General features: G+C 59.7%; 27 protein-coding genes and 1 pseudogene. 14 read left to right on the top strand and 14 right to left on the bottom strand.

All coding sequences use genetic code 11. From position 1 onward, the window contains the following. The 4 genes and pseudogenes from ACQKP2_RS26210 to puuE all read right to left on the bottom strand — a co-directional run. Window positions 1-54: hypothetical protein (locus tag ACQKP2_RS26210; RefSeq protein ID WP_427580734.1), on the bottom strand; the 54-nt coding region annotated here is incomplete at its 3' end. Window positions 55-94: 40 nt separating this feature from the next. Beyond that, window positions 95-922: pseudogene (gene alc, locus ACQKP2_RS26205) on the bottom strand (allantoicase); the annotation flags it as partial. 89 nt (window positions 923-1,011) lie between these two features. Next, the gene (gene uraD / locus ACQKP2_RS26200; protein ID WP_427580730.1) at window positions 1,012-1,527 is read right to left on the bottom strand and encodes a 2-oxo-4-hydroxy-4-carboxy-5-ureidoimidazoline decarboxylase; all 516 of its coding nucleotides are present in this window, start codon (window positions 1,525-1,527) and stop codon (window positions 1,012-1,014) included. Continuing rightward, window positions 1,524-2,450: an allantoinase PuuE gene (puuE, locus tag ACQKP2_RS26195; protein ID WP_427580728.1), complete on the bottom strand. Its 927-nt coding sequence runs from the start codon at window positions 2,448-2,450 to the stop codon at window positions 1,524-1,526. The genes uraD and puuE overlap by 4 nt, the downstream gene beginning before the upstream one ends. Window positions 2,451-2,895: 445 nt before the next feature. Here puuE and uraH point away from each other — a divergent pair, with 445 nt between their 5' ends. Continuing rightward, the gene (gene uraH, locus ACQKP2_RS26190) at window positions 2,896-3,249 is read left to right on the top strand and encodes a hydroxyisourate hydrolase (RefSeq protein WP_008031462.1); all 354 of its coding nucleotides are present in this window, start codon (window positions 2,896-2,898) and stop codon (window positions 3,247-3,249) included. Window positions 3,250-3,497: 248 nt separating this feature from the next. On the opposite strand, the gene ACQKP2_RS26185 is transcribed toward uraH, so the two are convergent. From ACQKP2_RS26185 to ACQKP2_RS26155, 7 genes are all read right to left on the bottom strand, one after another. After that, window positions 3,498-4,124, bottom strand: coding sequence for a LysE family translocator (locus tag ACQKP2_RS26185; RefSeq protein ID WP_427580725.1), 627 nt, complete (start codon window positions 4,122-4,124; stop codon window positions 3,498-3,500). 65 nt (window positions 4,125-4,189) lie between these two features. Beyond that, window positions 4,190-5,539 carry an NCS2 family permease gene (locus ACQKP2_RS26180; protein ID WP_427580721.1) on the bottom strand — a complete coding sequence of 450 codons (1,350 nt, stop codon included), beginning with the start codon at window positions 5,537-5,539 and terminating at the stop codon, window positions 4,190-4,192. 389 nt (window positions 5,540-5,928) lie between these two features. After that, window positions 5,929-6,300, bottom strand: coding sequence for a glutathione S-transferase N-terminal domain-containing protein (locus ACQKP2_RS26175; RefSeq protein WP_095196822.1), 372 nt, complete (start codon window positions 6,298-6,300; stop codon window positions 5,929-5,931). Between the two features lie 103 nt (window positions 6,301-6,403). Then, the gene (gene folE, locus ACQKP2_RS26170) at window positions 6,404-6,949 is read right to left on the bottom strand and encodes a GTP cyclohydrolase I FolE (RefSeq protein ID WP_060541549.1); all 546 of its coding nucleotides are present in this window, start codon (window positions 6,947-6,949) and stop codon (window positions 6,404-6,406) included. Window positions 6,950-7,026: 77 nt separating this feature from the next. Continuing rightward, the gene (locus ACQKP2_RS26165) at window positions 7,027-7,584 is read right to left on the bottom strand and encodes a Smr/MutS family protein (RefSeq protein WP_427580719.1); all 558 of its coding nucleotides are present in this window, start codon (window positions 7,582-7,584) and stop codon (window positions 7,027-7,029) included. A 90-nt stretch (window positions 7,585-7,674) separates the two neighbouring features. Next, the gene (locus ACQKP2_RS26160; RefSeq protein WP_427580717.1) at window positions 7,675-7,995 is read right to left on the bottom strand and encodes a hypothetical protein; all 321 of its coding nucleotides are present in this window, start codon (window positions 7,993-7,995) and stop codon (window positions 7,675-7,677) included. A 132-nt stretch (window positions 7,996-8,127) separates the two neighbouring features. Beyond that, window positions 8,128-8,718, bottom strand: coding sequence for a cysteine hydrolase family protein (locus ACQKP2_RS26155; RefSeq protein WP_008057272.1), 591 nt, complete (start codon window positions 8,716-8,718; stop codon window positions 8,128-8,130). Window positions 8,719-8,959: 241 nt separating this feature from the next. Between ACQKP2_RS26155 and prmB the strand changes: the two genes are divergently transcribed. Further along, window positions 8,960-9,868, top strand: a complete 909-nt coding sequence (prmB, locus tag ACQKP2_RS26150) for a 50S ribosomal protein L3 N(5)-glutamine methyltransferase (protein ID WP_427580715.1) — start codon at window positions 8,960-8,962, stop codon at window positions 9,866-9,868. 138 nt (window positions 9,869-10,006) lie between these two features. Here prmB and ACQKP2_RS26145 read toward each other — a convergent pair whose 3' ends face one another. Together ACQKP2_RS26145 and ACQKP2_RS26140 are read right to left on the bottom strand one after the other, a co-directional pair. Then, window positions 10,007-10,798, bottom strand: a complete 792-nt coding sequence (locus ACQKP2_RS26145; RefSeq protein WP_427580713.1) for a hypothetical protein — start codon at window positions 10,796-10,798, stop codon at window positions 10,007-10,009. A gap of 152 nt (window positions 10,799-10,950) precedes the next feature. Continuing rightward, window positions 10,951-11,949: an alpha/beta hydrolase gene (locus ACQKP2_RS26140; protein WP_427580711.1), complete on the bottom strand. Its 999-nt coding sequence runs from the start codon at window positions 11,947-11,949 to the stop codon at window positions 10,951-10,953. A gap of 84 nt (window positions 11,950-12,033) precedes the next feature. Between ACQKP2_RS26140 and aroC the strand changes: the two genes are divergently transcribed. The 5 genes from aroC to mtnC all read left to right on the top strand — a co-directional run bounded on the left by aroC (window position 12,034) and on the right by mtnC (window position 16,255). Next, complete coding sequence (aroC, locus tag ACQKP2_RS26135; protein ID WP_427580709.1) at window positions 12,034-13,125, top strand: chorismate synthase; 1,092 nt, start codon at window positions 12,034-12,036, stop codon at window positions 13,123-13,125. A gap of 34 nt (window positions 13,126-13,159) precedes the next feature. Beyond that, window positions 13,160-14,305, top strand: a complete 1,146-nt coding sequence (locus ACQKP2_RS26130) for an MFS transporter (protein ID WP_427580707.1) — start codon at window positions 13,160-13,162, stop codon at window positions 14,303-14,305. Then, a complete protein-coding gene (locus tag ACQKP2_RS26125) occupies window positions 14,302-14,922 on the top strand; it encodes a methylthioribulose 1-phosphate dehydratase (protein WP_427580705.1) in 621 nt (206 codons plus the stop codon). The genes ACQKP2_RS26130 and ACQKP2_RS26125 overlap by 4 nt, the downstream gene beginning before the upstream one ends. A gap of 99 nt (window positions 14,923-15,021) precedes the next feature. Next, the gene (locus tag ACQKP2_RS26120; RefSeq protein ID WP_427580703.1) at window positions 15,022-15,567 is read left to right on the top strand and encodes a 1,2-dihydroxy-3-keto-5-methylthiopentene dioxygenase; all 546 of its coding nucleotides are present in this window, start codon (window positions 15,022-15,024) and stop codon (window positions 15,565-15,567) included. Window positions 15,568-15,571: 4 nt separating this feature from the next. After that, window positions 15,572-16,255: an acireductone synthase gene (mtnC, locus tag ACQKP2_RS26115; protein ID WP_427580701.1), complete on the top strand. Its 684-nt coding sequence runs from the start codon at window positions 15,572-15,574 to the stop codon at window positions 16,253-16,255. 111 nt (window positions 16,256-16,366) lie between these two features. Here mtnC and ACQKP2_RS26110 read toward each other — a convergent pair whose 3' ends face one another. Continuing rightward, a complete protein-coding gene (locus ACQKP2_RS26110; protein ID WP_427580732.1) occupies window positions 16,367-16,645 on the bottom strand; it encodes a DUF3509 domain-containing protein in 279 nt (92 codons plus the stop codon). Between the two features lie 357 nt (window positions 16,646-17,002). On the opposite strand from ACQKP2_RS26110, the gene ACQKP2_RS26105 reads away from it, so the two are divergent. From ACQKP2_RS26105 to ACQKP2_RS26075, 7 genes are all read left to right on the top strand, one after another. Continuing rightward, on the top strand, window positions 17,003-18,841 hold the full coding sequence (locus ACQKP2_RS26105; RefSeq protein ID WP_427580700.1) for a long-chain-acyl-CoA synthetase: 1,839 nt from the start codon (window positions 17,003-17,005) through the stop codon (window positions 18,839-18,841). Between the two features lie 111 nt (window positions 18,842-18,952). After that, complete coding sequence (locus ACQKP2_RS26100; RefSeq protein ID WP_427580698.1) at window positions 18,953-19,471, top strand: ankyrin repeat domain-containing protein; 519 nt, start codon at window positions 18,953-18,955, stop codon at window positions 19,469-19,471. Window positions 19,472-19,650: 179 nt separating this feature from the next. Then, window positions 19,651-20,181 carry a hypothetical protein gene (locus ACQKP2_RS26095; protein WP_427580696.1) on the top strand — a complete coding sequence of 177 codons (531 nt, stop codon included), beginning with the start codon at window positions 19,651-19,653 and terminating at the stop codon, window positions 20,179-20,181. An 81-nt stretch (window positions 20,182-20,262) separates the two neighbouring features. Beyond that, on the top strand, window positions 20,263-20,454 hold the full coding sequence (locus ACQKP2_RS26090; protein WP_427580695.1) for a PLDc N-terminal domain-containing protein: 192 nt from the start codon (window positions 20,263-20,265) through the stop codon (window positions 20,452-20,454). A gap of 252 nt (window positions 20,455-20,706) precedes the next feature. Beyond that, a complete protein-coding gene (speE, locus tag ACQKP2_RS26085; RefSeq protein ID WP_427580693.1) occupies window positions 20,707-21,582 on the top strand; it encodes a polyamine aminopropyltransferase in 876 nt (291 codons plus the stop codon). Between the two features lie 127 nt (window positions 21,583-21,709). Next, window positions 21,710-21,943 (top strand): hypothetical protein, encoded by a 234-nt coding sequence (locus ACQKP2_RS26080; protein ID WP_150772594.1) that lies wholly within the window; start codon window positions 21,710-21,712, stop codon window positions 21,941-21,943. A 212-nt stretch (window positions 21,944-22,155) separates the two neighbouring features. Continuing rightward, window positions 22,156-22,497 (top strand): ribonuclease E inhibitor RraB, encoded by a 342-nt coding sequence (locus ACQKP2_RS26075; RefSeq protein WP_427580691.1) that lies wholly within the window; start codon window positions 22,156-22,158, stop codon window positions 22,495-22,497. The last annotated feature ends 193 nt before the right edge of the window (window positions 22,498-22,690 follow it).

Raw genomic sequence — 22,690 nt, 5'->3', positions numbered from 1 at the left:
ATAACGACCGCGATGACGCAGTGGAGCCTGGGCATCGGCAGCGGCGGGCAGGATGATCTCGGCATTGCCGAGGTCGAACAGGCCTTTTTTGCCACTGGGTTTCGATCTGGCTGTCGGTGCCGCCTTTCACGAAGGCGCCCTGGATCGAGCAGCTGTCCGGGTAGTTGCCCTTGAAGTGCAGGGTGTCGACGATGACTTTTTCGACCTCGCCGGCATGGCCCAGTGCGACGATCACCCAGTCATTGCCAGGGGTGCGACGACGCGCGGTTTCCCAGCCGTCGCCCATGTTGATGCCACGACCCGGGTTGAGGATGTTGCTCATGCGGCCGAAGTGTTCATCGGAGCAGGCGAGGGCGCGGCCACCGTTGAGGGCTGCGGCCAGGTCGACTTGCTCGTTGTCGCCCACGGCCGACCAGTCGCGGTACGGAATACCGTAAACGCGCAGGCGGGCTACACCGCCGTCCGGGTAGATGTTGAAGCGCAGGTGACTGAAGGCCTGGTCGTTGTTGATTTCGTGATAGTGATGGCTGTTGCCTTGCAGCTCGACGGCCGACAGCACTTCAGTCCACTGGGTGTTCTCGTTCGGCTCGCCTTCGGCCAGGAAGCAGGCTTCCAGGGATGCCGATGGCGGGAAGTTGCCGGTAAAGAATGAAGTGTCGATGTCCACGCCCTTGATCGAGCCAGGCACACCCAGGCGGATCACCGCGCTGTCGTAGCCTTCGAAGCGCTTGCGGCGCGACTCCCAGCCATCCATCCACTTGCCGTTGTCATCGAACACGCCCTCCTTCCACACGGCCGGGGTCGGTTGGAACAGACGGTTGGCGTCTGCGAACCAGTCATCGGTGACCGAGATGATTTTGGTGCCCAGGCGGGCGTCGGCCAGGTTGACGAACTTCTCGAAAGGTACGGCGTAAGCTTTCATTCTTCTTGTCTGCCTTTAAATAAGTGGCTTGGGATACTTGCCAGGCCCCGGGTGATTTCGGCGTTCATGAAATCCAGGGGCCGGGCTTGCTATAGGGTCAGTAATCGGAACAGGGCGATCTTGTTGATCTCCGCCAGCGCGCACTTGAACTCGGTGTCCACCGCGTTGTGGATGCGCGTTTCGAACGCTGCGAGGATCTGATGCCGGTTGCTGCCTTTTACCGCCATGATGAAGGGAAACTTGAACTTGGCTTTATAGGCGTCGTTCAGCTCGGTGAAGCGCTGGAACTCTTCGGCCGTGCATTGGTGAATACCGGCGCCAGCCTGTTCATTGGTGCTGGCTTCGGTCAGTTGCCCCTGGACGGCAGCTTTGCCCGCCAGGTCCGGGTGAGCGTTGATCAGGGCCAGTTGGCTGGTGTGATCGGCGCTCAACAGGATGTCGCTCATGCGCTGGTGCAGGGTTTCGATCTGGTCGATCGAGGCGTCCTGGCCCAGGTCGAAGGCCTTTTCGGCCACCCATGGCGAATGTTCGTAGATGTCGGCGAACGCTTTGACGAAGGCGTCGCGGCCGAGGGTCGAGGGTTTGACGGTCTGGAAGGTGCTCATTTGGCAGCCCCTGGATACGGGTGGGTCGCTTGCCAGTGACGGGCGATATCCACGCGACGGCTGAACCACACCTGTTCATGACTCTTAGCGTATTCGATAAAGCGCTTGAGCGAAGCCATACGCGCCGGACGGCCGATCAGGCGGCAGTGCAGGCCGATCGACAGCATCTTCGGTGCCTCGGCGCCTTCGGCGTACAGCATGTCGAACGCGTCCTTGAGGTATTCGTAGAAATCGTCGCCCTTGTTGAAACCCTGGACCTGGGTGAAACGCATGTCATTGGTGTCCAGCGTATAGGGGATCACCAGGTGCGGCTTGCCGGTCGGGGTGTTCGGTTCCCAGTAGGGCAGGTCGTCGTCATAGGTGTCGCTGTCGTAGAGGAAGCCGCCTTCTTCCATCACCAGCCGACGGGTGTTCGGGCCGGTGCGGCCGGTGTACCAGCCCAGCGGACGCTCGCCGGTGATTTCGGTGAGGATGCGGATCGCTTCGAGCATGTGCTCGCGTTCCTGGGCTTCGTCCATGTACTGGTAGTCGATCCAGCGATAGCCGTGGCTGCAGATCTCGTGGCCGGCATCGACCATGGCGCGGATCACATCCGGATGACGCTGGGCGGCCATGGCTACGGCGAAAATGGTCAGCGGAATGTCGAATTCCTTGAACAGCTTCAGGATCCGCCAGACCCCGGCGCGACTGCCATACTCGTAGAGCGATTCCATGCTCATGTTACGGGCGCCCTGCAATGGCTGGGCGGCGACCATTTCCGAGAGGAAGGCTTCGGATTCCTTGTCGCCGTGCAAAATGTTGCGCTCGCCACCTTCTTCGTAATTGAGCACAAAGGACAGGGCGATACGGGCGTTGCCCGGCCAGTGTGGGTGAGGAGGGTTACTGCCGTAACCGATCAGGTCGCGTGGGTAGTCAGCGCTCACTGCAGTCTTCCTTCTTATTCGTGGCTTATGCAAAGTCAGGGTTTGTGAGACGAGCCTGCAGGTGAAAGGTCAGGCTGGTGTCACGACGATGGGTTGATTGTATACAACTTTATATTCACTTTGTAAGCCTGATTTTTTGCATTTTTCGCTAACGGTCATCTTCGCCTGCTATTGGCCTGCGGCTGCAAGAAATCTGCCTGACCGGTCAATTTTTAGAGCAGAGGGTGAGCAATCGTGCGCTTGGGCGGCAAATCGGCGGAAAATCCGCCGGTGGCGTTGCTGGAAGCAGAAATGTCGTTTTTATTGTGTACAATTTTTTTGAAAAGTGTCTTAATCAGTCACTCGCCGCAGCTTTTCGTGCTCCGAATCGGTGCGGTCTCCTTTTCAACTGACTTCGGGAGGCGCGAGGTCTGACTGCTTCCACGCAGGCAGGCGCGCAGAATCAATGGGACGTTTGACAACACACGTTTTGGACGCAGCACACGGTTGCCCGGGCAGCTCGATCAAGGTCGAGTTGTACCGCGTTGAAGGATCGCAGCTGGAATTGGTCGCCAGTGCGATAACCAACAGCGATGGCCGTGTGGATGCACCATTGCTGCAAGGCGATGACTACCGCACCGGGGTCTATCAGGTTCAATTCCATGCGGGCGACTACTACCGTGCCCGTGGCGTTCAGTTGCCGGAGCCGGCGTTCCTGGATGTGGTGGTGTTGCGCTTCGGCATCTCGGCCGAACAGGATCACTACCATGTGCCGCTGCTGATTTCGCCCTACAGCTATTCCACCTACCGCGGCAGCTGATCCCCCAAGCAGCTGCCTTGCCCTGGAAGCGACTGCGCATATAGCTTCTTTGGTCTTTCGCCCGCCCACACTGCGGGCTTTTTTTCGTCTGGTGAATGTGGTGCCTGATCTGACGCCATCTCCTACAGGGGCGCGCGTTCCCAATGTAGGAGCGAGCAAGCTCGCGATGGAGGTACGGATAACGCGGGCACCCAGACAGCCCGCGTTTTCGTTGACGCCCATCGCGAGCATGCTCGCTCCTACAGGTTTTAGCGGCTCAGCAGGGACGCTGCGCCTGCTCCACTGAACAATCCTGCGCTGATCCGGTTGAACCAGCTCTGGCCCTTGCCGCTACGCAGATAACGCGCCGCTCCGTGGGCGCCCAGGCCATAAGCCAACTTGCACATCAGGTCGAGCAGGGTCCAGGTGGCGATCATCGTCAGCAGCTGCGGCAGGAACGGCTGCCCGGCGCTGAGGAATTGCGGCAGAAAAGCGGCAAAGAACAGAATGTCTTTCGGGTTGCTGGCACCCAGCACGAATGCGCGCCCGAACAATGCGCGAAAACGCGGCACCGGCACTGCCTGGGGTACTTCGGCACCGTGGGAGGGTTGGCGCGACTGCTGCCAGCTCTGCCAGGCGAGATAGAACAGATACAGCGCACCGACGACTTTCAAGGCACTGAACAATTGCTCCGATGCCAGCAGCAGTGCGCCAAGGCCCAGGGCCGAAGCACTCAACAGGCAGATCGAGGCGGTCACACCGCCGAGAAACGCCGGCCAGGAACGGCGCAGGCCGTAGTTCAGGCTGTTGCTGATCATCAACAACGATAGCGGTCCCGGGATCAGGATCACTACCAGTGCCGCGCCGCTGAACAGCAGCCAGGTTTCCAGACTCATCACTTTCCTCCATTTGCACAAAAGCCTCACCCGGCGGGGTGAGGCTGGATTGAAACGCGTAAGGTCTACAAGAAGATGAACTTGGCGATGAAAATCGCGCAGAGCACCCACAGGCTTACGGAAATTTCCTTGTACTTGCCAGTGCCGGCCTTCAACGCCACGTAGGTGATGAAGCCCAGCGCGATACCGTCGGCAACCGAGAAAGTCAGGGGCATCATGATGGCGGTAACGATGGCCGGAATGCTATCGGTCGCTTCATCCCATTCAATGTGGGCCATGCCGCCCATCATCAGCATCGCTACATAAATCAGCGCACCGGCAGTTGCGTAGGCGGGGATCATCCCGGCCAGCGGGGCGAAGAACATGGCCGCGATAAACAGCACGCCAACGGTCACGGCGGTCAGGCCGGTGCGACCACCCGCGGCAACACCCGCGGCACTTTCCACATAGCTGGTGACCGGTGGAACACCCACCACCGCACCGAATACGCTGGAAGCACTGTCGGCTTTCATCGCGCGGGAAAGGTTTTCGATCCGGCCATCGGCGGCCACCAGGTTGGCGCGCTGGGCAACGCCCATCAAGGTGCCGGCGGTGTCGAACATGTGTACAAACAGGAAGGCCAGCACCACGCTGATCATGCTGACATTGAATACACCGGCGACGTTCATGGCCATGAAGGTCGGGGAGAGGCTCGGTGGTGCCGACATGATCCCTTCGTAGTGCACCAGCCCCAGGCCCCAGCCAGCGAGGGTCACGGTAATGATGCTGATGAGGATTGCACCGAACACCTTGTGATAGCTGAGGATCGCGATCATCAGGAAGCACACGGCGGCGAGCAGCGGGCCGGGCTCGCGCAGGGAGCCGAGCTTGATCAGGGTCGCCGGGCTATCGACGACGATGCCGGCGGTTTTCAAGCCGATCAGCCCCAGAAACAGGCCCACGCCGGCGCCCATGGCGAAGCGCAGGCTGACCGGAATGCTGTTGAGCAACCATTCGCGGATCCGCGAGAAGGTCAGGATCATGAACAACACACCGGAAACAAACACCGCACCGAGCGCAGTTTCCCAGTTGTAGCCCATGGTGCCGACCACGGTGTAGGTAAAGAAGGCGTTCAGCCCCATGCCCGGTGCCAGGCCGACCGGCCAGTTGGCGTACAGGCCCATCAACAGGCAACCGAGCGCGGCGGCGATACACGTGGCGACGAACGCCGCGCCATGGTCGATCCCTGCGTCAGCCATGATGTTGGGGTTGACGAAGATGATGTAGGCCATGGTGATGAAGGTTGTCAGACCGGCAATCAACTCGGTCTTCACCGTGGTGCCATGCAAGCTGAGTTTGAAGATGCGCTCCAGCCAGCCAGTGCGTAAAGGCGGCGAGAGATCCAGCGTCGATGCTTCGGATTTGCGGCTTTCCACAGCGAGTACTCCTCAAGAGTTTTATTTTTATTTCCAGGACCGGACCCGAGGGGGTGGCAGCGGTCCTTTGAGGCGCTTGCGAATTTGTTGACCTGTTGGTCAGAAACTCGCACGAAGTGGATTATGCTTTTGTATACAAAGAATGCAAATAATGTTTTTGGTTTTGTCGACGAAAAGTTTGAGAAAGACGCTATATCGTCATCGCGAGCAGGCTCGCTCCCACAGGGATAGAGTCTTGAGGGCTCAGGATTGGCGGGCTTGGCTGAGGTGGCTTGCGGGTAGAAACAATAAACCGGCTTTCGGGGCCGGTTTATTTGCGCGGGAAGGGGGGTTATATCTGTAGGAGCGAGGCTTGCCCGCGAAGAGGCCACCAGCCTCAACAAAAATAATCAGACCGCCGCAAACCGCTTATCCAGATAATCGATGATTACCTTGGACTCATACATCCAGGTGGTCTGGCCGTTTTCCTCGATACGCAGGCATGGCACCTTGATCTTGCCGCCTTGCTCCAGCAGGGTCTGGCGATCCTGTTCGTTGTTTTTCGCATCACGCAATGCCACCGGCACATTGAGACGGCGCAGGGTGCGGCGGGTCTTCACGCAGAACGGGCAGGCGTGGAACTGATACAGGGTCAGGCCCTTGGCAGCCGCTTCGACCTGGGCTTGAGCGGCGGCGGGACGCTGCTTCTTGCCGGGGCGAGTGAGGAAGTCGATGAAGATGATCAATTGGCCGAGGCCGACACGAAGCGCTTTGACGAACACGTTGCAAACCTCACGGGGCAAATGAAGAAGGGCGCGCAGCTTACCTGATTTTCACAGGCGAAAAAAAACCGGCGATGAACGCCGGTTTTTCATGCACTGCCAATTACTTGATCAGGCTGAGGAATTCGCTGCGGGTCGCTGCGTTTTCGCGGAACTCACCGAGCATCACCGAGGTGATCATCGACGAATTCTGCTTTTCCACACCGCGCATCATCATGCACATGTGCTTGGCCTCGATCACCACGGCAACGCCCAGCGCGCCGGTGACCTGCTGGACCGCCTCGGCGATCTGGCGGCTGAGGTTCTCCTGGATCTGCAGGCGGCGAGCGTACATATCGACGATGCGCGCGACTTTCGACAGCCCCAGCACCTTGCCGCTCGGGATGTAGGCAACATGGGCCTTGCCGATGAACGGCAGCAGGTGGTGTTCGCACAACGAGTACAGCTCGATGTCCTTGACCAGCACCATTTCGCTGTTATCGGAGCTGAACAAGGCACCGTTGGTGACCTCTTCCAGAGTCTGTTCATAACCGCGGCAGAGGTACTGCATGGCTTTGGCGGCACGCTTTGGCGTGTCGAGCAGGCCTTCACGGGACACGTCCTCGCCCAATTGGCCGAGAATCGCGGTGTAATTCTGTTCCAGGGACATGAAACTACCTGTGGGATTTTACGCAAAGGGCAAGGGTACGGTGACGGACACGACGCTGCAAGCATGACGCATCAGCTTTACTCGTCGCGACCTTCCATCATGGTTCGTTTGAGCATCACATAAACCGCTCCGGCGCCGCCATGTTTCGCCTGGCAGGACGTGAAGCCGAGTACTTGCGGATGCTGGCGCAGCCAGGTGTTGACGTGGCTTTTGATCATCGGCCGCTTGCCATCCAGGCGCACAGCCTTGCCATGGGTGACGCGCACGCAGCGGATTTCGAATCGCGTGGCTTCGGCCAGAAAGGCCCAGAGGGTTTCCCGCGCCTTTTCCACGGTCATGCCATGCAGGTCGAGGCTGCCTTCGAAGGGAATCTGTCCGATCTTGAGCTTGCGCATCTGACTTTCCTGCACACCGTCACGCGCCCACATCAACTCGTCTTCAGGGCCGACGTCGATGACGAACTGATCGGACAGCCCGTCCACTGTGGTGGTTTCACTGCGCACCGTGGCGGCCTGGCGCAGCTTGGCGATCTGCGCGCGGTCAGCCTTGGGTTTGCCGGTTTCGGCGCGATCGTGCTTGATCGGCTTGACGCCTTGGATCGCACTTTTGAACAGGGAAAAATCGTCGTCTTGCATGTCAGCCTCCGCGAAGGGCGGCCAGTGTACCCAACTCCAAGCGAATGGGGGACGTGGAAAAACACACGGCGATTCGTTGCCGGCGTGGGCTCAGTCGTGTTTTTTCATCAGGTGCGGCGACATGTTCAGCCCCTGTGCCTGTCGCGACCGGCGCCGGCAGCGACGCCACAACAACACACCCAGGTAGAGCACGAACAGGCCGATTGCCAGAATCACCCCCGCGCCCACCCGGTTGGTGTTCAACTCGCCAAGGGCGGGGAGGCGGCCAAGCAGGCTGGCGGCTCCGGCCATGGCCAGCAGCACGCCGCTCATTGCCAGCAGCGCAGCGATTGTCGCGCCGATTCGAAAACGCCAATTGCGTTGGCCTTTGGGCCGCAATCGGCGAGCGTCAAAACCATCGGATAACTTCATTCCGACCTTCCTCAGTGGGTATCGGCCCTTCGACCGGGTGTTGACCGGTATGTTCCTGAGGCTAAGACAATTACGGCAAGCGAGACGCTTTTGCGGATGAGCGGCGTTCCAGGCCGCTCGCGCAAGGATCTATCAAACCAGGTCGTTGGTCAGGGCGAGGGCTGCAAAGTTGTCCGCCATGATCGCCATTTCGGTCTGCTGGACATGCTCGGCGCTCAGCACCCCGCCCTTGTAGGGCAGGTCGCGGGTGGCACAGGCATCTTCCACGAGTGTGCAACGGAACCCCAGGTTCTTCGCTGCCCGTACCGTGGTGCTGACACTGGAATGGCTCATGAATCCGCAAACCACCAGGTCCACCGAGCCCAGATCCTCCAGGCGTTTTTTCAGGTCCGTGCCATGGAAGGCACTCGGCAGGATTTTTTCAATCTTGATTTCGCCGGCAAGTGGCTCCAGCCCTGGAATGAATTGCCCGCGTTCTCCACGCGGGTCGAACAGCCCGCCGACGGTGCCGAGATGGCTGACATGCACGATCGGCCGGCCGGCAGCGCGGGCGGCGGTGACCAGTTTCTTGATGTTCGCGACAGCCGCATCCATGCCGCTCAGGGCCAGGGGGCCGCTGAGGTACTCTTTCTGGGCATCGATGATAATCAGGGTCGCATGACTCAGTTTGGCTGCTGCATAACCACGGCCGCTGAGTTGAAACATCGTTTGTGGAACGGACATTCTGGGGGGCTCCTTGGGGTGGGGCTTTTGCGACATTCTCCTCTGGCTGAGCGCTTCTGTGAATCGCTTCCATCGTAGGCACCGTCGTTACTGGCGTGCAGCGTTGTCAAGTGGTCCGTTTTGTTCAAGACCGAGCCGAAAAAATAGAATAGTCCTACATTTGCTCCGGTGTTTTTCCCGCGTCGTCGCGGCGACGTTTGACTGATAGAATCGCCCCTCGATTTTTCTGGAGTCTGCCGTCGTGATCACTTCCCGCCTTCGTACCCTGCGAGACCATATCCGTTGGGCCGTCAGCCGCTTCCATGGGGAGGATCTGTTTTTCGGCCATGGGACCGACAACGCCTGGGACGAAGCCCGTCAACTGGTGTTGGGTGCCATGCACTTGCCGTGGGAAATTTCGGACAACTATCTCGACTGCAATCTTGAAGAGGACGAAATCGTCCACCTGCAATCGTTGCTCAAGCGTCGCATCGAAGAGCGTGTACCGACCGCTTACCTGCTGGGCGAAGCCTGGTTCTGCGGCCTGTCGTTCATTGTCGACGAGCGCGTATTGATCCCGCGTTCGCCGATTGGCGAGCTGATCGAAAACCGTTTTGAGCCGTGGCTGGGTGCCGAGCCCGCGCGAATTCTCGATCTGTGCACCGGCTCGGGCTGCATCGGTATCGCCTGTGCCTACGAGTTCCAGAACGCCGAGGTTGTGCTGGGCGATCTGTCATTCGAGGCGCTGGAGGTTGCCAACCAGAACATTGAGCGTCATGGCGTCGATCAGCGGGTCTACACCGTGCAGGGCGATGGTTTCGATGGATTGCCGGGACAACGTTTTGACCTGATCGTGTCGAACCCGCCCTATGTCGACGCCGAGGATTTCGCCGACATGCCGGACGAATACCAGCATGAACCGGAGTTGGGCCTGGCGTGTGGTGACGACGGTTTGAACCTGGTGCGGCGCATGCTCGCCGAAGCGGCCAATCACCTGACCGAAAAGGGCTTGCTGATTGTCGAGGTCGGCAACAGCCAGGTACATGTCGAAGCGCTGTACCCGGAAGTCGACTTCGCCTGGCTGGAGTTCGAGCGGGGCGGGCACGGCGTGTTCATGCTGACCGCCGAGCAATGCCGGGATCATCAGGCGCTGTTCGCGTCCCGCATCTGACCTCGAATTGCCTTGACCTGTAGGAGCGAGCACGCTCGCGATGGACGTTAACGATAACGCGTGTTTTCTGGATAAACACGTCGCCCTCGGATCCATCGCGAGCATGCTCGCTCCTACAGAAGATAACGGCGTCTCGGGTTATCGGTGCGTCGCAATCCAGATCAACAACCCCGCCTGAAACACCGCAAACGCCACCAGACAGGTAATGGTGAAACGCAACCCGGCGTCCTCGCGTTTGTACTTGCTGACTTTCTCTTCGTGCTGCTTGAGTTTGACTTCCTGCTCAGCCAGGTTCTGCTCAGCCTGCTGAAGCATCTGCGCAGCCTCGAGGATTTCCACGACCTGCAGCTTTTCAGTGTTCCAGTCGCCTTTCAGGTCGCCGACCTTCACGTCCTTGATGCTGCCTTTGAGATGCTGGGCATCGGCATACACCACATCGAAACCATGCACGCGCAAAAAGTGATCGCGACGCAGGCGCGTGTCTTCGTTGAGTGCGTCCTTGTTGTTCAGGTCGGTGCCGTCGACCGTGTAGCCAGGCCAGCGCTTTTTCGCCCAGTTAATGCCCTGGGCGGCCAGGAAGCGGCCAATGCCACGGTTCAGCGGTTCGATCTGCAAGCCGCTGTCCGGACCGAAATGCACGCGTTTCTCGGTGTGATCGACCCACACGTCCAGATGATTCTGTTCCTTGCGCACGCGTTGGCCGGGCAAGGTGATGTTCATGCGCATCAGGCTGTGCAACTTGTCGTTGCGTTCGGCGTAACCGAATTCGACAAAGCGCAGGGGGCGCCCGCCGGTGTTGCGATCGGTCTGCAACGGCGCCAGGCGGAGCATTTTGTGGTGCTCGACGTGGACGTCCGCCCAGGGCAGCTCGACCGCTGGCGGTGCGTCTTGTTCAGCGGTGGTGTCGGGTGAAGTCTGGGTGTCGGTCATAACGGCGAGATCCTGTCCAAGCTTGGCGTGCCACCCGCGATTGCGCTGGCGACAAAGGCTTATCGGCCGTTTTTTTCAGGACTGGAGGGCCAGGGAGCGTTCTCAACCGGTTTTCACGGCGTGAAATCAGTTGAGAACGCCCCCAGCGGCGCTTAACGGGTGCGAATTCCGTCAATAAACCCCAGGATGCGCGTGCCCAATTCCGCTGCCAGCGGCAAATTCGGATCGTTGTAGGAGGCCACCTGGCGTTTGATGTCATCGGGCACGATGCGCATGACGTGGTTCATGCCTTCGATCAATGCCAGTTCGGCATCCGGTTTGGCCGCCTTGAGCAAGCGGGCGTCATTGACGCCAACCTGAATGTCGTTGCTGCCCTGAATGATCAGCGCCGGCATCTTCAACCGGGAGAAAGCGGCTGCCGGGTCCTGGCGGAACAGGGAGATCAGGTACGGCTGGACGCTGGGGCGGAAAATCGCCTGCAACGGCGGCGGCACGTTCTCGTCGGGTTTCCCGGCCTTGAGGCTGTCGAGCAATTGGTTGCTGCGCAGCATCAAGGGCGGTGGCAGGCGATCAGCCAATTGCTGGCGCAGGACCTGATCGACCGGCCGGGCGCTGCCGGACACGGAAATCACTCCATCCGCATCGACGCCGGGTGCGGCGAGACTGGCAATCAACGCGCCTTCGCTGTGACCGAGCAAAATCAGTTGGCCAAAGCGTGGATCGGTTTTGAGCTTGCGTCCCCAGGCCTGGGCGTCGGCCACATAGGCCTCCACCGTCAGGTTGCGCTCGTCCGGGGTGGCCGCGAGGCTCGCCGCCACGCCGCGTTTGTCGTAGCGCACACTGGCGATGTTGTGCTTGGCCAGCAGCCAGGCCAGGCGCTTGAGGCTGTCATTGCGTCCGCCATCGGGGTTGTTTCCGTCGCGATCGGTCGGGCCGGAGCCCGGAATGATCAGGACAACCGGTACCGGCGAGTCGGATTTGGGCAGCAGCAGTGAGCCGAAGAGCGTGCCGGTTCCGGTGTCCAGGGTGATGGGTCGTTGCAGGACGGTTGCCTGGGCAAAGCCGCTGATCAGGGTAAGACTCAAGATTAAAACTCGCAGCATCATCAGGCCATTATGAACAAGATGCCGGTTGGACTGGCAGACACCCATAAGGTTCGAGGATGAACTACTTGGGTAGCCTGCGTATACTGGCGCGCATTACGTACTTGGGTTCGATTTCACGGAGCGTCCTGCATGTCCGGCAATACCTACGGCAAGCTGTTCACTGTCACCACCGCTGGCGAAAGCCATGGTCCGGCGTTGGTCGCCATTGTCGATGGCTGTCCGCCGGGCCTGGAGATTTCCCTGGAGGATCTGCAGCGCGACCTGGATCGCCGCAAACCCGGCACCAGCCGTCACACCACCCAACGCCAGGAAGCCGACGAAGTCGAAATCCTCTCCGGCGTGTTCGAAGGTCGCACCACCGGTTGCGCCATCGGCCTGTTGATCCGCAACACCGACCAGAAGTCCAAGGACTACTCGGCCATCAAGGATCTGTTCCGCCCGGCCCATGCCGACTACACCTATCACCACAAGTACGGCGAGCGCGATTACCGCGGCGGCGGTCGCAGCTCGGCGCGCGAGACGGCGATGCGCGTCGCGGCCGGTGCCATTGCGAAAAAATACCTGGCGACCCAGGGCATTGTGATTCGCGGCTACATGAGCCAGCTCGGTCCCATCGAAATTCCGTTCAAGACCTGGGACTCGGTCGAACAGAACGCATTCTTCAGCCCTGATCCGGACAAGGTGCCGGAACTGGAAGCCTATATGGACCAGTTGCGCCGCGACCAGGATTCGGTCGGCGCGAAAATCACCGTCGTGGCCGAAGGCGTGATGCCGGGCCTGGGCGAGCCGATCTTCGACCGCCTCGACGCCGAACTGGCCCATGCGCTGATGAGCATCAACGCGGTCAAGGGTGTGGAAATCGGCGCCGGCTTCGCCTGTGTCGCCCAACGCGGCACCGAACACCGCGACGAAATGACCCCGCAGGGTTTCCTCAGCAACAATGCCGGGGGCATTCTCGGCGGCATTTCCTCCGGTCAGCCCATCGTGGCGCACCTGGCGTTGAAGCCGACTTCCAGCATCACCACGCCGGGTCGTTCCATCGATATTCATGGCAACCCGGTGGACGTCATCACCAAGGGCCGTCATGACCCGTGCGTCGGCATTCGCGCCACGCCGATTGCCGAAGCGATGATGGCCATCGTGTTGATGGATCACCTGTTGCGCCACCGCGGGCAGAATGCCGACGTGCGCGTGAGCACTCCGGTACTGGGTCAGCTTTAATGGCTGATCTTCAAGCCGCTGCGGCGTGAAGGGCGTGGCGGCGCTCCCGTACTGGCGGCTGTCCAGTTTCTACCTGTTCTATTTCGCCTTGCTCGGTTCTACAGCGCCATTTCTGGCGCTGTACTTCGATCACCTGGGATTTTCCGCGGCACGCATTGGCGAATTGGTGGCGATCCCGATGCTGATGCGCTGCGTGGCGCCGAACATCTGGGGCTGGCTCGGCGACTACACGGGGCGACGGCTGGCCATCGTCCGGTTCGGCGCGGTGTGTACGCTGTTGACCTTTTCGTTGATTTTCGTCAGCAAGACCTACGCCTGGCTGGCGATGGTCATGGCCTTGCATGCGTTTTTCTGGCACGCGGTGTTGCCGCAGTTCGAAGTCATCACGCTGGCGCATTTGCAGGGACAGACTTCGCGCTACAGCCAGATTCGCCTGTGGGGCTCCATCGGTTTCATCATCACGGTGGTCGCGCTCGGGCGCCTGTTCGAATGGCTGAGCCTGGACATTTACCCGGCGGCGCTGGTGTTGATCATGGCCGGGATCGTACTGAGCAGTCTGTGGGTGCCGAACGCGCAGCCTGCCCAGGGCGAACGCAAGACGGGGGAGGGGTTCCTCGCGCAATTGCGCAGTCCCGGTGTGCTGGCGTTTTACGCCTGCGTCGCGCTGATGCAGATGAGCCATGGTCCGTATTACACCTTCCTGACCCTGCACCTTGAGCGACTGGGCTACAGCCGTGGCGTGATCGGCATGCTATGGGCCGTCGGTGTCGTGGCCGAGGTGCTGATGTTCATGGCCATGAGCAGGATCCTCACGCGCTTCTCGCTGCGTCGGGTACTGCTGGCGAGTTTTCTGTTGGCGGCACTGCGTTGGTTGCTGCTCGGTTCGCTTGCCCAGTATCTCGGAGTGCTGTTGTTTGCCCAGGTGCTGCATGCCGCCACGTTCGGCAGTTTTCACGCCGCTGCCATTTCCTTCGTGCAACGTAGCTTCGGAGCGCGCCAGCAAGGCCAGGGCCAGGCGTTGTACGCGGCACTGGCCGGCACCGGCGGTGCAATGGGCGCGCTGTATTCCGGCTACAGCTGGAATGCCCTCGGCGCCGCCTGCACCTTTAGTATTGCCAGTCTCGCAGCCCTCGCGGCTGCCGTTATCATTGCCACACGCATGCAAGAGGACAGGCCATGAGCCTTACCCGTGAACACCTCGCCCAGGAAATCATCGAAGCCGGGCGCTTTCTGTATGGCCGCGGCTGGTCGCCGGCCACCAGCAGCAATTATTCGACCCGCTTGTCGCCGACCGAAGCCTTGCTGACGGTGTCGGGCAAACACAAGGGCCAGTTGGGCCCTGACGATGTACTGGCCACCGACCTGTCGGGCAACAGCCTGGAGCCGAACAAAAAGCCGTCCGCCGAAACCCTGTTGCATACGCAGCTTTATAGCTGGCGTGCGGAAATCGGTGCGGTGCTGCACACTCACTCGGTCAACGCCACGGTCCTGTCGCGACTGACGCCTGGGGATTTCATCGAGTTCGAAGACTACGAACTGCAAAAAGCCTTCAGCGGCGTTTCGACCCATGAATCCCGGGTTCGGGTGCCGATTTTCGACAATGATCAGGACATTGCGCGACTGGCCGGCAAGGTGCAGCCTTGGCTCGACGCCCATCCCGATTGCGTCGGCTACCTGATTCGCGGGCACGGTCTCTACACCTGGGGCGCACGCATGAGCAACGCGTTGCGGCAGATCGAAGCCTTTGAATTTTTGTTCGAGTGCGAGTTGAAGACCCGCAGCGTATTGAATCGTTAACGGCAGACACCACCACACGTCGCCTTTCGCCTGATGCAGTACCGCGCCCGACCGGTGTCCACAAACCGGACGGTGCGGCCGATACCGAGGAATCGCCCAATGAGCAGCCTGTCCGTCTATCACGTCTCCAGCCCTGAAATACCCAACAAGGTGCTGACCCATTTCGAAGATATCGCCTCTACCCTGGCCGAGCAGGGCGTGCGTTTCGATCGCTGGCAAGCCGCAACGAAGATCCAGCCCGGTGCCAGCCAGGAAGAGGTGATCGCCGCCTATCGGGAGCAAATCGACCGGTTGATGACCGAGCGCGGTTACATCACGGTCGATGTCATCAGCCTCAACAGCGACCACCCGCAAAAGGCCGAATTGCGGGCCAAGTTCCTTGACGAACACCGCCACGGCGAAGACGAAGTGCGTTTTTTCGTCGCCGGTCGCGGCTTGTTCACCCTGCACATCGACGATTACGTCTACGCCGTGCTGTGTGAAAAGAACGACCTGATCTCGGTGCCGGCCGGGACCAAGCACTGGTTCGACATGGGCGAGCATCCGCATTTCGTCGCCATTCGCCTGTTCAACAATCCGGAAGGCTGGGTGGCCAATTTCACCGGCGAAGACATCGCCAGCCAATTCCCGCGTCTCGAGGACTGAGTCGATGCCGATCAAAGCGATTCTCACCGACATCGAAGGCACCACCAGCGCGGTGAGCTTTGTGTTCGACGTGTTGTTTCCCTATGCCGCCAGGCACCTGCCGGACTTTGTTCGCCAGCACGCCACCCGTGCCGATGTGGCGGCACAGCTGGACGCCGTGCGCCGCGACAGCAACCAGCCGCAGGCGGATGTCGAGCGGGTCATCGACATCCTGTTGGGCTGGATCGCCGAAGACCGCAAGGCCACGCCGCTCAAGGCCTTGCAGGGAATGGTCTGGGAGCAGGGGTATCAGGCCGGTCAACTCAAGGGGCATGTCTACCCGGACGCCGTTGAGGCGCTCAAGCGCTGGCATGAGGCGGGTTATCAACTGTTCGTTTACTCCTCCGGCTCGATCCAGGCTCAGCGCCTGATTTTCGGTTGCTCGGAGGCAGGGGATTTGACGCCGCTGTTCAGCGGCTACTTCGACACCACGTCCGGACCCAAGCGTGAAGCGCAGTCCTACGCCAACATCACCCAGGCGATCAACGTCGAGGCCGCGCAGATTTTGTTCCTGTCGGACATCGTCGAAGAGCTGGACGCGGCGCGTGCGGCCGGAATGGCCACCTGCGGGCTGGCACGAGAGGGCGGTGAGCTGGCGGGGCACGTCACAGTGGACAGCTTCGCCCGGATCGATCCCTCAACCTTCTAAAACAATGCACAAAACCTGTAGGAGCGAGCATGCTCGCGATGGAGGTCCAGACACCGCGGGCATCCAGACAGCCCGCGTCATCGTTGACGACCATCGCGAGCATGCTCGCTCCTACAGTGAGTGATACGTCGGCAGCGCAAACCGCTGCTGGCTCTGCAGCATGGAAATCTGCGGCAGTTCGCTGGCCTGTTCGGCAAGGTCGCGGCGAATTGCGCTGATGACCCACGACAGTTGATCGCCATTGTGCAGTTGCTGATAGGAAATCGAGCGCTTGAACACTTTGCCCGCGGCGTTGCTCAGGGTCAGCAGTATCCCGCCATCAGGCCGGTTCTGGGTGGTGACGTCGAAGTTGGAGAACAGGGATGAAAACTTTTCCTGAATCAGGTTCATGTCTTTCTGCTCCGTCAGCGCTTGAATGACAAACATGGGCAGAACAGTGCAGCGATTGTGCCAGCATCCGAATATTTATAAATTCGTTTAAAAACAGATGGTTATAAATTTGACCGGCTGTCGTTCTCGTGCAATTTGCACGGATGGCCATCGTGCATCCTGCATTTTGCGTGGTCGTCGGCGATTCGACTGAACCATTCGGCGTGTCGGTGCTCGCGGTCCCGCGGGTGCTGGGAGCAGGCGCGCCGCGGATACAAAACATTTCAAAAACCGCGTGTACAGCTCAAGAACCGTTGACGTATTTTCGGGCTTTCAAACCATGCCGCCCGACAATAAGAAGACCGAACGGGAGCAGCCATGAGCCGCATCTCAAGCGACACGATCACCTGGGGCATGATGCTCCGCAAGCTGCCTTCCATCGCCAAAGTCCTGCCGCGCGTGGTCAAGGGAATGAAGCTCGCCAACGTCACGGATCCGACCCAGGCGTGTGGCCTGGGTTGGAGTTTCGAACAAACGACCTTGCGCAATCCGAATGGCCCGGCCTTGCTCTACGGTGATGTTTCGCTGACTTATGCACAGGTCAATCGGTGGGCCAACCGCATCGCCCATCACCTGATCGATCAGGGCATCGGCAAGGGCGATGTGGTGGCGGTCTTCATCGAGAACCGTCCGGAACTGTTGGTGACGTTACTGGCTGTGGCCAAGGTCGGCGCGATCAGTGCCTTGCTCAATACCACTCAGACCCGCGACACCCTGGCCCATAGCCTGAATCTGGTGGCGCCGGCCGCCATTGTGGTCGGAGAAGAACTGGTGGCGACGTTTCTGACGGTCCGTGAGCGGGTGTCCATCGAGGCTGCGCGGACCTGGTTTATCGCCGATCAGGACACGTTCAACCATCCCGGCATTGCCCCCGAAGGGTTCGTCAACCTGATATCGGCCAGTGTCGATGCCTGCAGCGATAATCCGGCCAGCAGTCGGCAGGTATTCTTCGACGATCCCTGTTTCTATATTTACACCTCGGGCACCACCGGGTTGCCCAAGGCTGGTGTGCTCAAGCACGGGCGCTGGATGCGCAGTTCGGCCAGCTTCGGGATGGTCGCGCTGGATATGAAGCCCGACGATGTCGTCTATTGCACCTTGCCCCTGTATCACGCCACGGGGCTGTGCGTGTGCTGGGGCTCGGCGATCATCGGCGCTTGCGGGTTTGCCATCCGCCGCAAGTTCAGCGCCAGCCAGTTCTGGAGCGATGTACGCAAATACCGCGCGACCACCATCGGTTACGTCGGCGAATTGTGTCGATACCTGGTAGAGCAACCGCCCGGTGCCGAAGATCGCCAGCACAGCGTGACCAAAATGATCGGCAATGGCTTGCGCCCCGGCGCATGGCACGCGTTCAAGACGCGTTTTGGCGTGAATCACATCTGTGAGTTGTATGCCGCCAGTGACGGCAATATCGGTTTCACCAACATTCTGAATTTCGACAACACGGTCGGTTTTTCCCTGATGTCCTGGGCGTTGGTGGCCTACGACCATGACCGTGGTGAGCCGACCCGTGGGGCCGATGGCTTCATGCGCAAGGTCGGCAAGGGCGAGCAGGGATTGTTGCTGGCAAAAATCGACGACATGGCACCGCTGGATGGCTACACCGACCCGCAAAAAACCGAGAAAGTCGTGCTTCACGATGTGTTCGTCAAGGGTGACCGTTACTTCAATACCGGCGACCTGCTACGCAGCATCGGTTTCGGTCATGCACAGTTTGTCGATCGTCTTGGCGACACCTACCGCTGGAAGGGCGAAAACGTCTCGACCACCGAGGTCGAGAACATTCTGCTCAAACACCCGCAGATCTCCGAAGCCGTGGCTTACGGTGTGGAGATCCACAACACCAATGGCCGGGCCGGGATGGCCGCGATCACGCCCGCCGAATCCCTGGCGACCCTGGATTTTGGCGAACTGCTGGCGTTCGCCCGGCAACAGTTGCCGGCCTACGCGGTACCGTTATTCCTGCGGGTGAAGGTGAAAATGGAGACCACGGGAACCTTCAAGTACCAGAAAGTCCGGCTCAAGGATGAAGCGTTCGACCCGGGCCGGACCGGCGATGACCCGATCTACGCCTGGCTGCCGGGAACCGACACTTATATACAGGTCACCGAACAGGTATTGGCGAGCATCCAGGGCGGCCAGTACCGCTATTGAATCTGCCGCCATGGAATATGGCTATTGGCCCGTTTCGGAAAAAACAAGTGACAGTGCCGAAGCTGCTCGGGAAACTGTCGGCTTTGAAAATGACTGAAAGTGGAGCATTCAATGTCAGACAAAGGCCGCCAGATGACCCCCGAAGAGGCTGCACAGTTTGCCGAACAGGTATTCGATCGTGCACGAACCGGCGATGCACAGATGCTCGATCGGCTGATCAGCGGCGGGCTGCCAACCAACCTGCGCAACCACAAGGGCGATACCTTGCTGATGCTGGCCGCCTATCACGGTCATGTGGACGCGGTACGGGTTCTGCTCGGGCACAAGGCCGATCCGGAAATCCGCAACGACAACGGCCAGAGCCCGATTGCCGGTGCAGCGTTCAAGGGCGATCTGCAAATGGTCAAGACCCTGGTTGAAGGCGGTGCACAAGTGGAGGGGTCGTCCTTCGATGGCCGTACGGCACTGATGATGGCTGCGATGTTCAACCGCGTCGAAGTCGTCGACTACCTGATCAGCCAGGGCGCCGACCCGCGCGCCAAGGACGCCAACGGCATCACGGCACTGGAGGCGGCAAAAACCATGGGTGCCCTCGACACCGTGGCGCAGCTGGAAAAACTGCTCGCCTAACCCCTGTACCTGTAGGAGCGAGCAAGCTCGCGATGGTCGTCAACGATGACGCTGGCAGCCTGACACCCCGTGGCGTCCCGCCTACCATCGCGAGCGTGCTCGCTCCTACATAAGCAATAACCGCGCGCAATGCGTTATCCTTCGCGCCCTCAAAATCCCCTCGCTACAGGACCTACCCCATGAAAGCCGCACTCGTCGAACTCATCAGCAAAATCAGCTCCGGCTGCATGGGCGAAGATGAAATTCTCAAGGTGGCTGACGAGGCGGCCCAGGCTTACGCCGATGCCGAGGGCTTTCTCGCGGCCAATGCGGATATCAATTACGACGACACGTTCCCGATCCCGCTGGGCGAGTGGGTGGTGGTGGGCAGCCTGCCGGATACCGTGTTGTTCCAGGCGGACACTTACGTGGATCTGTTCACCCGGATCGTTGCTTCGTTCGGGCCGGGCGTCGAGTTCAACCTCAAGCCCAAGCAACTGGCCAGGACCGAGGCGCTGACGGCTTTGAATCGCATCCAGGTGCAAATGAGCAGCCTGAACAAGGAAAACGGCGGCTATACGCTGATGAACTTCAGTCAGTTGCTCGACGACGAGCTGCAGGTAGTGCTGGTCTACGGCAACGACGTGCCACGGGTTCTGGAGTTGTGCGCCGAAGTCGGCATCGCCGCCGCGCCTTCCCTGGAAGCCCTGAAAGTGGCCATCCACGTCTGAGGCAGCAAAGCTGTCAAAAAAAAGGAACCCTGGCCGGGGCCGGCTATCCTAAGGGACATTACCTACTTCGGGAGCTTCACCATGGGTTCCACGTTCAATAGCCTTGTCGGCTTGATCATTCTTGCCCTGGACATCTGGGCAATCATCAATGTGCTGAAAAGTGGCGCCGAAACCGGGATGAAAATCCTTTGGGTGCTGTTGATCGCCTTGCTCCCGGTGCTGGGGCTGATTATCTGGGCGATAGCGGGACCGCGGGGGGATGTGCGGGTCTGAGCGATAACATCAAACCTGTAGGAGCGAGGCTTGCCCGCGAAGGGAGCGCCGCACTGTAGCAGTTGAATCGCGGTGCCTGCTTCGCGGGCAAGCCTCGCTCCTACAAGTTCGTCGCCGGGGAAGCAATGGATGTTCGACCTGTCATGTTCGGCGACGTAGAATGCGCGCCTTTCCCGGTCAATCGAGGTAATCGATTGGCCATCATGGGCGGGTAACCGTCCGTTGCCACCCGCATTCATCGGAGCACTTCCCATGAGCAACACTCCTGCCAGCGACTACCTGGAAACCCTCTACGAAGGCTATGGCCAGCGTTTTCGCATGGACAAACTGCTGCACGAAGTGCGCACCGAGCACCAGCATCTGGTGATTTTCGAAAACCCGCGCATGGGTCGGGTGATGGCGCTGGACGGCGTGATCCAGACCACTGAAGCCGATGAGTTCATTTACCACGAAATGCTCACCCATGTGCCGATCCTGGCCCATGGCGCCGCCAAGCGTGTACTGATCATTGGCGGCGGCGACGGCGGCATGCTGCGTGAAGTGTCCAAGCATCGCAGCGTCGAGCACATCACCATGGTCGAGATCGACGGTACGGTGGTCGATATGTGCAAGGAGTTTTTGCCGAACCACTCCAAAGGTGCATACGACGATCCACGCCTGAACCTGGTGATCGATGACGGCATGCGTTTTGTCGCCACCACCACCGAGAAGTTCGACGTGATCATTTCCGACTCCACCGACCCGATCGGGCCGGGTGAAGTGCTGTTTTCGGAAAACTTCTATCAGGCCTGCCATCGCTGCCTGAACGAAGGCGGCATTCTGGTCACGCAGAACGGCACGCCGTTCATGCAGATCGAAGAAGTCAAAACCACCGCTGGTCGCCTGCGCAGCCTGTTCCCGGACTGGCACTTCTACCAGGCGGCCGTGCCGACCTATATCGGCGGCTCGATGACCTTCGCCTGGGGCGCAACCAATACCGCGTATCGCAAATTGACTCGCGAAACCCTGCAACAGCGTTTCGCCGGCAGCGGTATCGTCACGCGCTACTACAATCCTGAGATCCACATTGGCGCTTTCGCCTTGCCGCAATATGTATTGCAGGCAGTGAACAAGCCAAGCAACGACTGAAACCCTGTGGGAGCGAGCCTGCTCGCTCCCACATTGGCCAGTGTTGGCAGATGCATCGGAACAATTAGCCAGCTAACAGGTCGAGATAGGTGTAGGCCCGTCCATGGATTTTATCGAGGAGGCACCAATGCAAAAGTGGAAAGTCACCTTCGTAGATGATCACGGCGAACAGGTTGACGAGGTATTCGAAAGCGCGGAATGCCCGAACAACGAGCAAGCCGCCAAACTCATCCGCGCGCGGCGCCTTCCGGTCGCTGCCGAACTCGATCTGAATGATCTGGAAGGTCGCACCGACAATCCGACGGTCAAAAGCCTGAAAGCGCAGAACAGCATACAAATCCTCGGCATCACGCCAATCTGAACGACACCTGTCTTAATCTGGGCCAGACCTTGGCAGCGCCTCTATCTTGGGGCTACTCTGCAATCGAGATCAGCGAATGGATCGCTAAGGTCTGGTCTTGTCAGCTCCATGCTTGTTTCCCGCCGGCACATCAGTTGCCGAACCGCCGCAGTTCTGGGGTGCGTGCGCAGGGAGTACGGAAAGTCTATCCATCAAATTGAGGAGGACGTTTCATGAGCACAGCCTATCAAGAAGACATCAGCAGCAGCGTGCTGCGCCGCATGAAAGAAGGCGGTTTCGACTTTTCACGGTTTCATCCCATCGAGTTCTACGCCATTTTCCCGGACGAGGAGGGGGCACGCCGGGCGGCAGGTCATTACCGCGGAGAATCCCTGAATGCGCAAATCAGCGTGCGCGATGACGGCGCATGGGCGCTCGAACTGAGCAAGGTGATGTACGCCACTTACGATGATATCGGCGATTTCGAGCAGGGTTTTGAAGCGGTCGTCGAGCCATTGGGCGGCATCATCGAGGGCTGGGGTGTCAAACAGGAGGTACGAGGTCGACTCGCATGACACCATGAACAATTTCAGCGGCAATGACGGCTGACCTTCGGGTTGGCCGTTTTCGTTTTTGCAGATGTGCAAGTCGATACCAAGGAGCTGCCAACGCCTGCGCCAGTGATCACCGACTTACCCTGTAGGAGCGAGCCTGCTCGCGATGGCGGTCTGTCAGTCACCACAGTTTCACTGACAGACCGCCATCGCG

This window comes from Pseudomonas sp. NPDC089569 (genome assembly GCF_050280625.1).
Taxonomy (GTDB): domain Bacteria; phylum Pseudomonadota; class Gammaproteobacteria; order Pseudomonadales; family Pseudomonadaceae; genus Aquipseudomonas.
The sequence above is the reverse complement of the archived record's forward strand: the minus strand, read 5'-3'. Positions and strand labels throughout refer to the sequence as shown.

What these genes read in the sequence shown, in the direction of transcription:
- uraD (WP_427580730.1), bottom strand. Translation starts at nt 1,527, where the DNA reads ATGAGCACCTTCCAGACCGTCAAACCCTCGACCCTCGGCCGCGACGCC.
- uraH (WP_008031462.1), top strand. Translation starts at nt 2,896, where the DNA reads ATGGGACGTTTGACAACACACGTTTTGGACGCAGCACACGGTTGCCCG.
- ACQKP2_RS26185 (WP_427580725.1), bottom strand. Translation starts at nt 4,124, where the DNA reads ATGAGTCTGGAAACCTGGCTGCTGTTCAGCGGCGCGGCACTGGTAGTG.
- folE (WP_060541549.1), bottom strand. Translation starts at nt 6,949, where the DNA reads ATGTCCCTGGAACAGAATTACACCGCGATTCTCGGCCAATTGGGCGAG.
- ACQKP2_RS26165 (WP_427580719.1), bottom strand. Translation starts at nt 7,584, where the DNA reads ATGCAAGACGACGATTTTTCCCTGTTCAAAAGTGCGATCCAAGGCGTC.
- ACQKP2_RS26160 (WP_427580717.1), bottom strand. Translation starts at nt 7,995, where the DNA reads ATGAAGTTATCCGATGGTTTTGACGCTCGCCGATTGCGGCCCAAAGGC.
- ACQKP2_RS26155 (WP_008057272.1), bottom strand. Translation starts at nt 8,718, where the DNA reads ATGTCCGTTCCACAAACGATGTTTCAACTCAGCGGCCGTGGTTATGCA.
- ACQKP2_RS26145 (WP_427580713.1), bottom strand. Translation starts at nt 10,798, where the DNA reads ATGACCGACACCCAGACTTCACCCGACACCACCGCTGAACAAGACGCA.
- ACQKP2_RS26140 (WP_427580711.1), bottom strand. Translation starts at nt 11,949, where the DNA reads ATGGGTGTCTGCCAGTCCAACCGGCATCTTGTTCATAATGGCCTGATG.
- aroC (WP_427580709.1), top strand. Translation starts at nt 12,034, where the DNA reads ATGTCCGGCAATACCTACGGCAAGCTGTTCACTGTCACCACCGCTGGC.
- ACQKP2_RS26125 (WP_427580705.1), top strand. Translation starts at nt 14,302, where the DNA reads ATGAGCCTTACCCGTGAACACCTCGCCCAGGAAATCATCGAAGCCGGG.
- ACQKP2_RS26120 (WP_427580703.1), top strand. Translation starts at nt 15,022, where the DNA reads ATGAGCAGCCTGTCCGTCTATCACGTCTCCAGCCCTGAAATACCCAAC.
- mtnC (WP_427580701.1), top strand. Translation starts at nt 15,572, where the DNA reads ATGCCGATCAAAGCGATTCTCACCGACATCGAAGGCACCACCAGCGCG.
- ACQKP2_RS26110 (WP_427580732.1), bottom strand. Translation starts at nt 16,645, where the DNA reads ATGAACCTGATTCAGGAAAAGTTTTCATCCCTGTTCTCCAACTTCGAC.
- ACQKP2_RS26105 (WP_427580700.1), top strand. Translation starts at nt 17,003, where the DNA reads ATGAGCCGCATCTCAAGCGACACGATCACCTGGGGCATGATGCTCCGC.
- ACQKP2_RS26100 (WP_427580698.1), top strand. Translation starts at nt 18,953, where the DNA reads ATGTCAGACAAAGGCCGCCAGATGACCCCCGAAGAGGCTGCACAGTTT.
- ACQKP2_RS26095 (WP_427580696.1), top strand. Translation starts at nt 19,651, where the DNA reads ATGAAAGCCGCACTCGTCGAACTCATCAGCAAAATCAGCTCCGGCTGC.
- ACQKP2_RS26090 (WP_427580695.1), top strand. Translation starts at nt 20,263, where the DNA reads ATGGGTTCCACGTTCAATAGCCTTGTCGGCTTGATCATTCTTGCCCTG.
- speE (WP_427580693.1), top strand. Translation starts at nt 20,707, where the DNA reads ATGAGCAACACTCCTGCCAGCGACTACCTGGAAACCCTCTACGAAGGC.
- ACQKP2_RS26080 (WP_150772594.1), top strand. Translation starts at nt 21,710, where the DNA reads ATGCAAAAGTGGAAAGTCACCTTCGTAGATGATCACGGCGAACAGGTT.
- ACQKP2_RS26075 (WP_427580691.1), top strand. Translation starts at nt 22,156, where the DNA reads ATGAGCACAGCCTATCAAGAAGACATCAGCAGCAGCGTGCTGCGCCGC.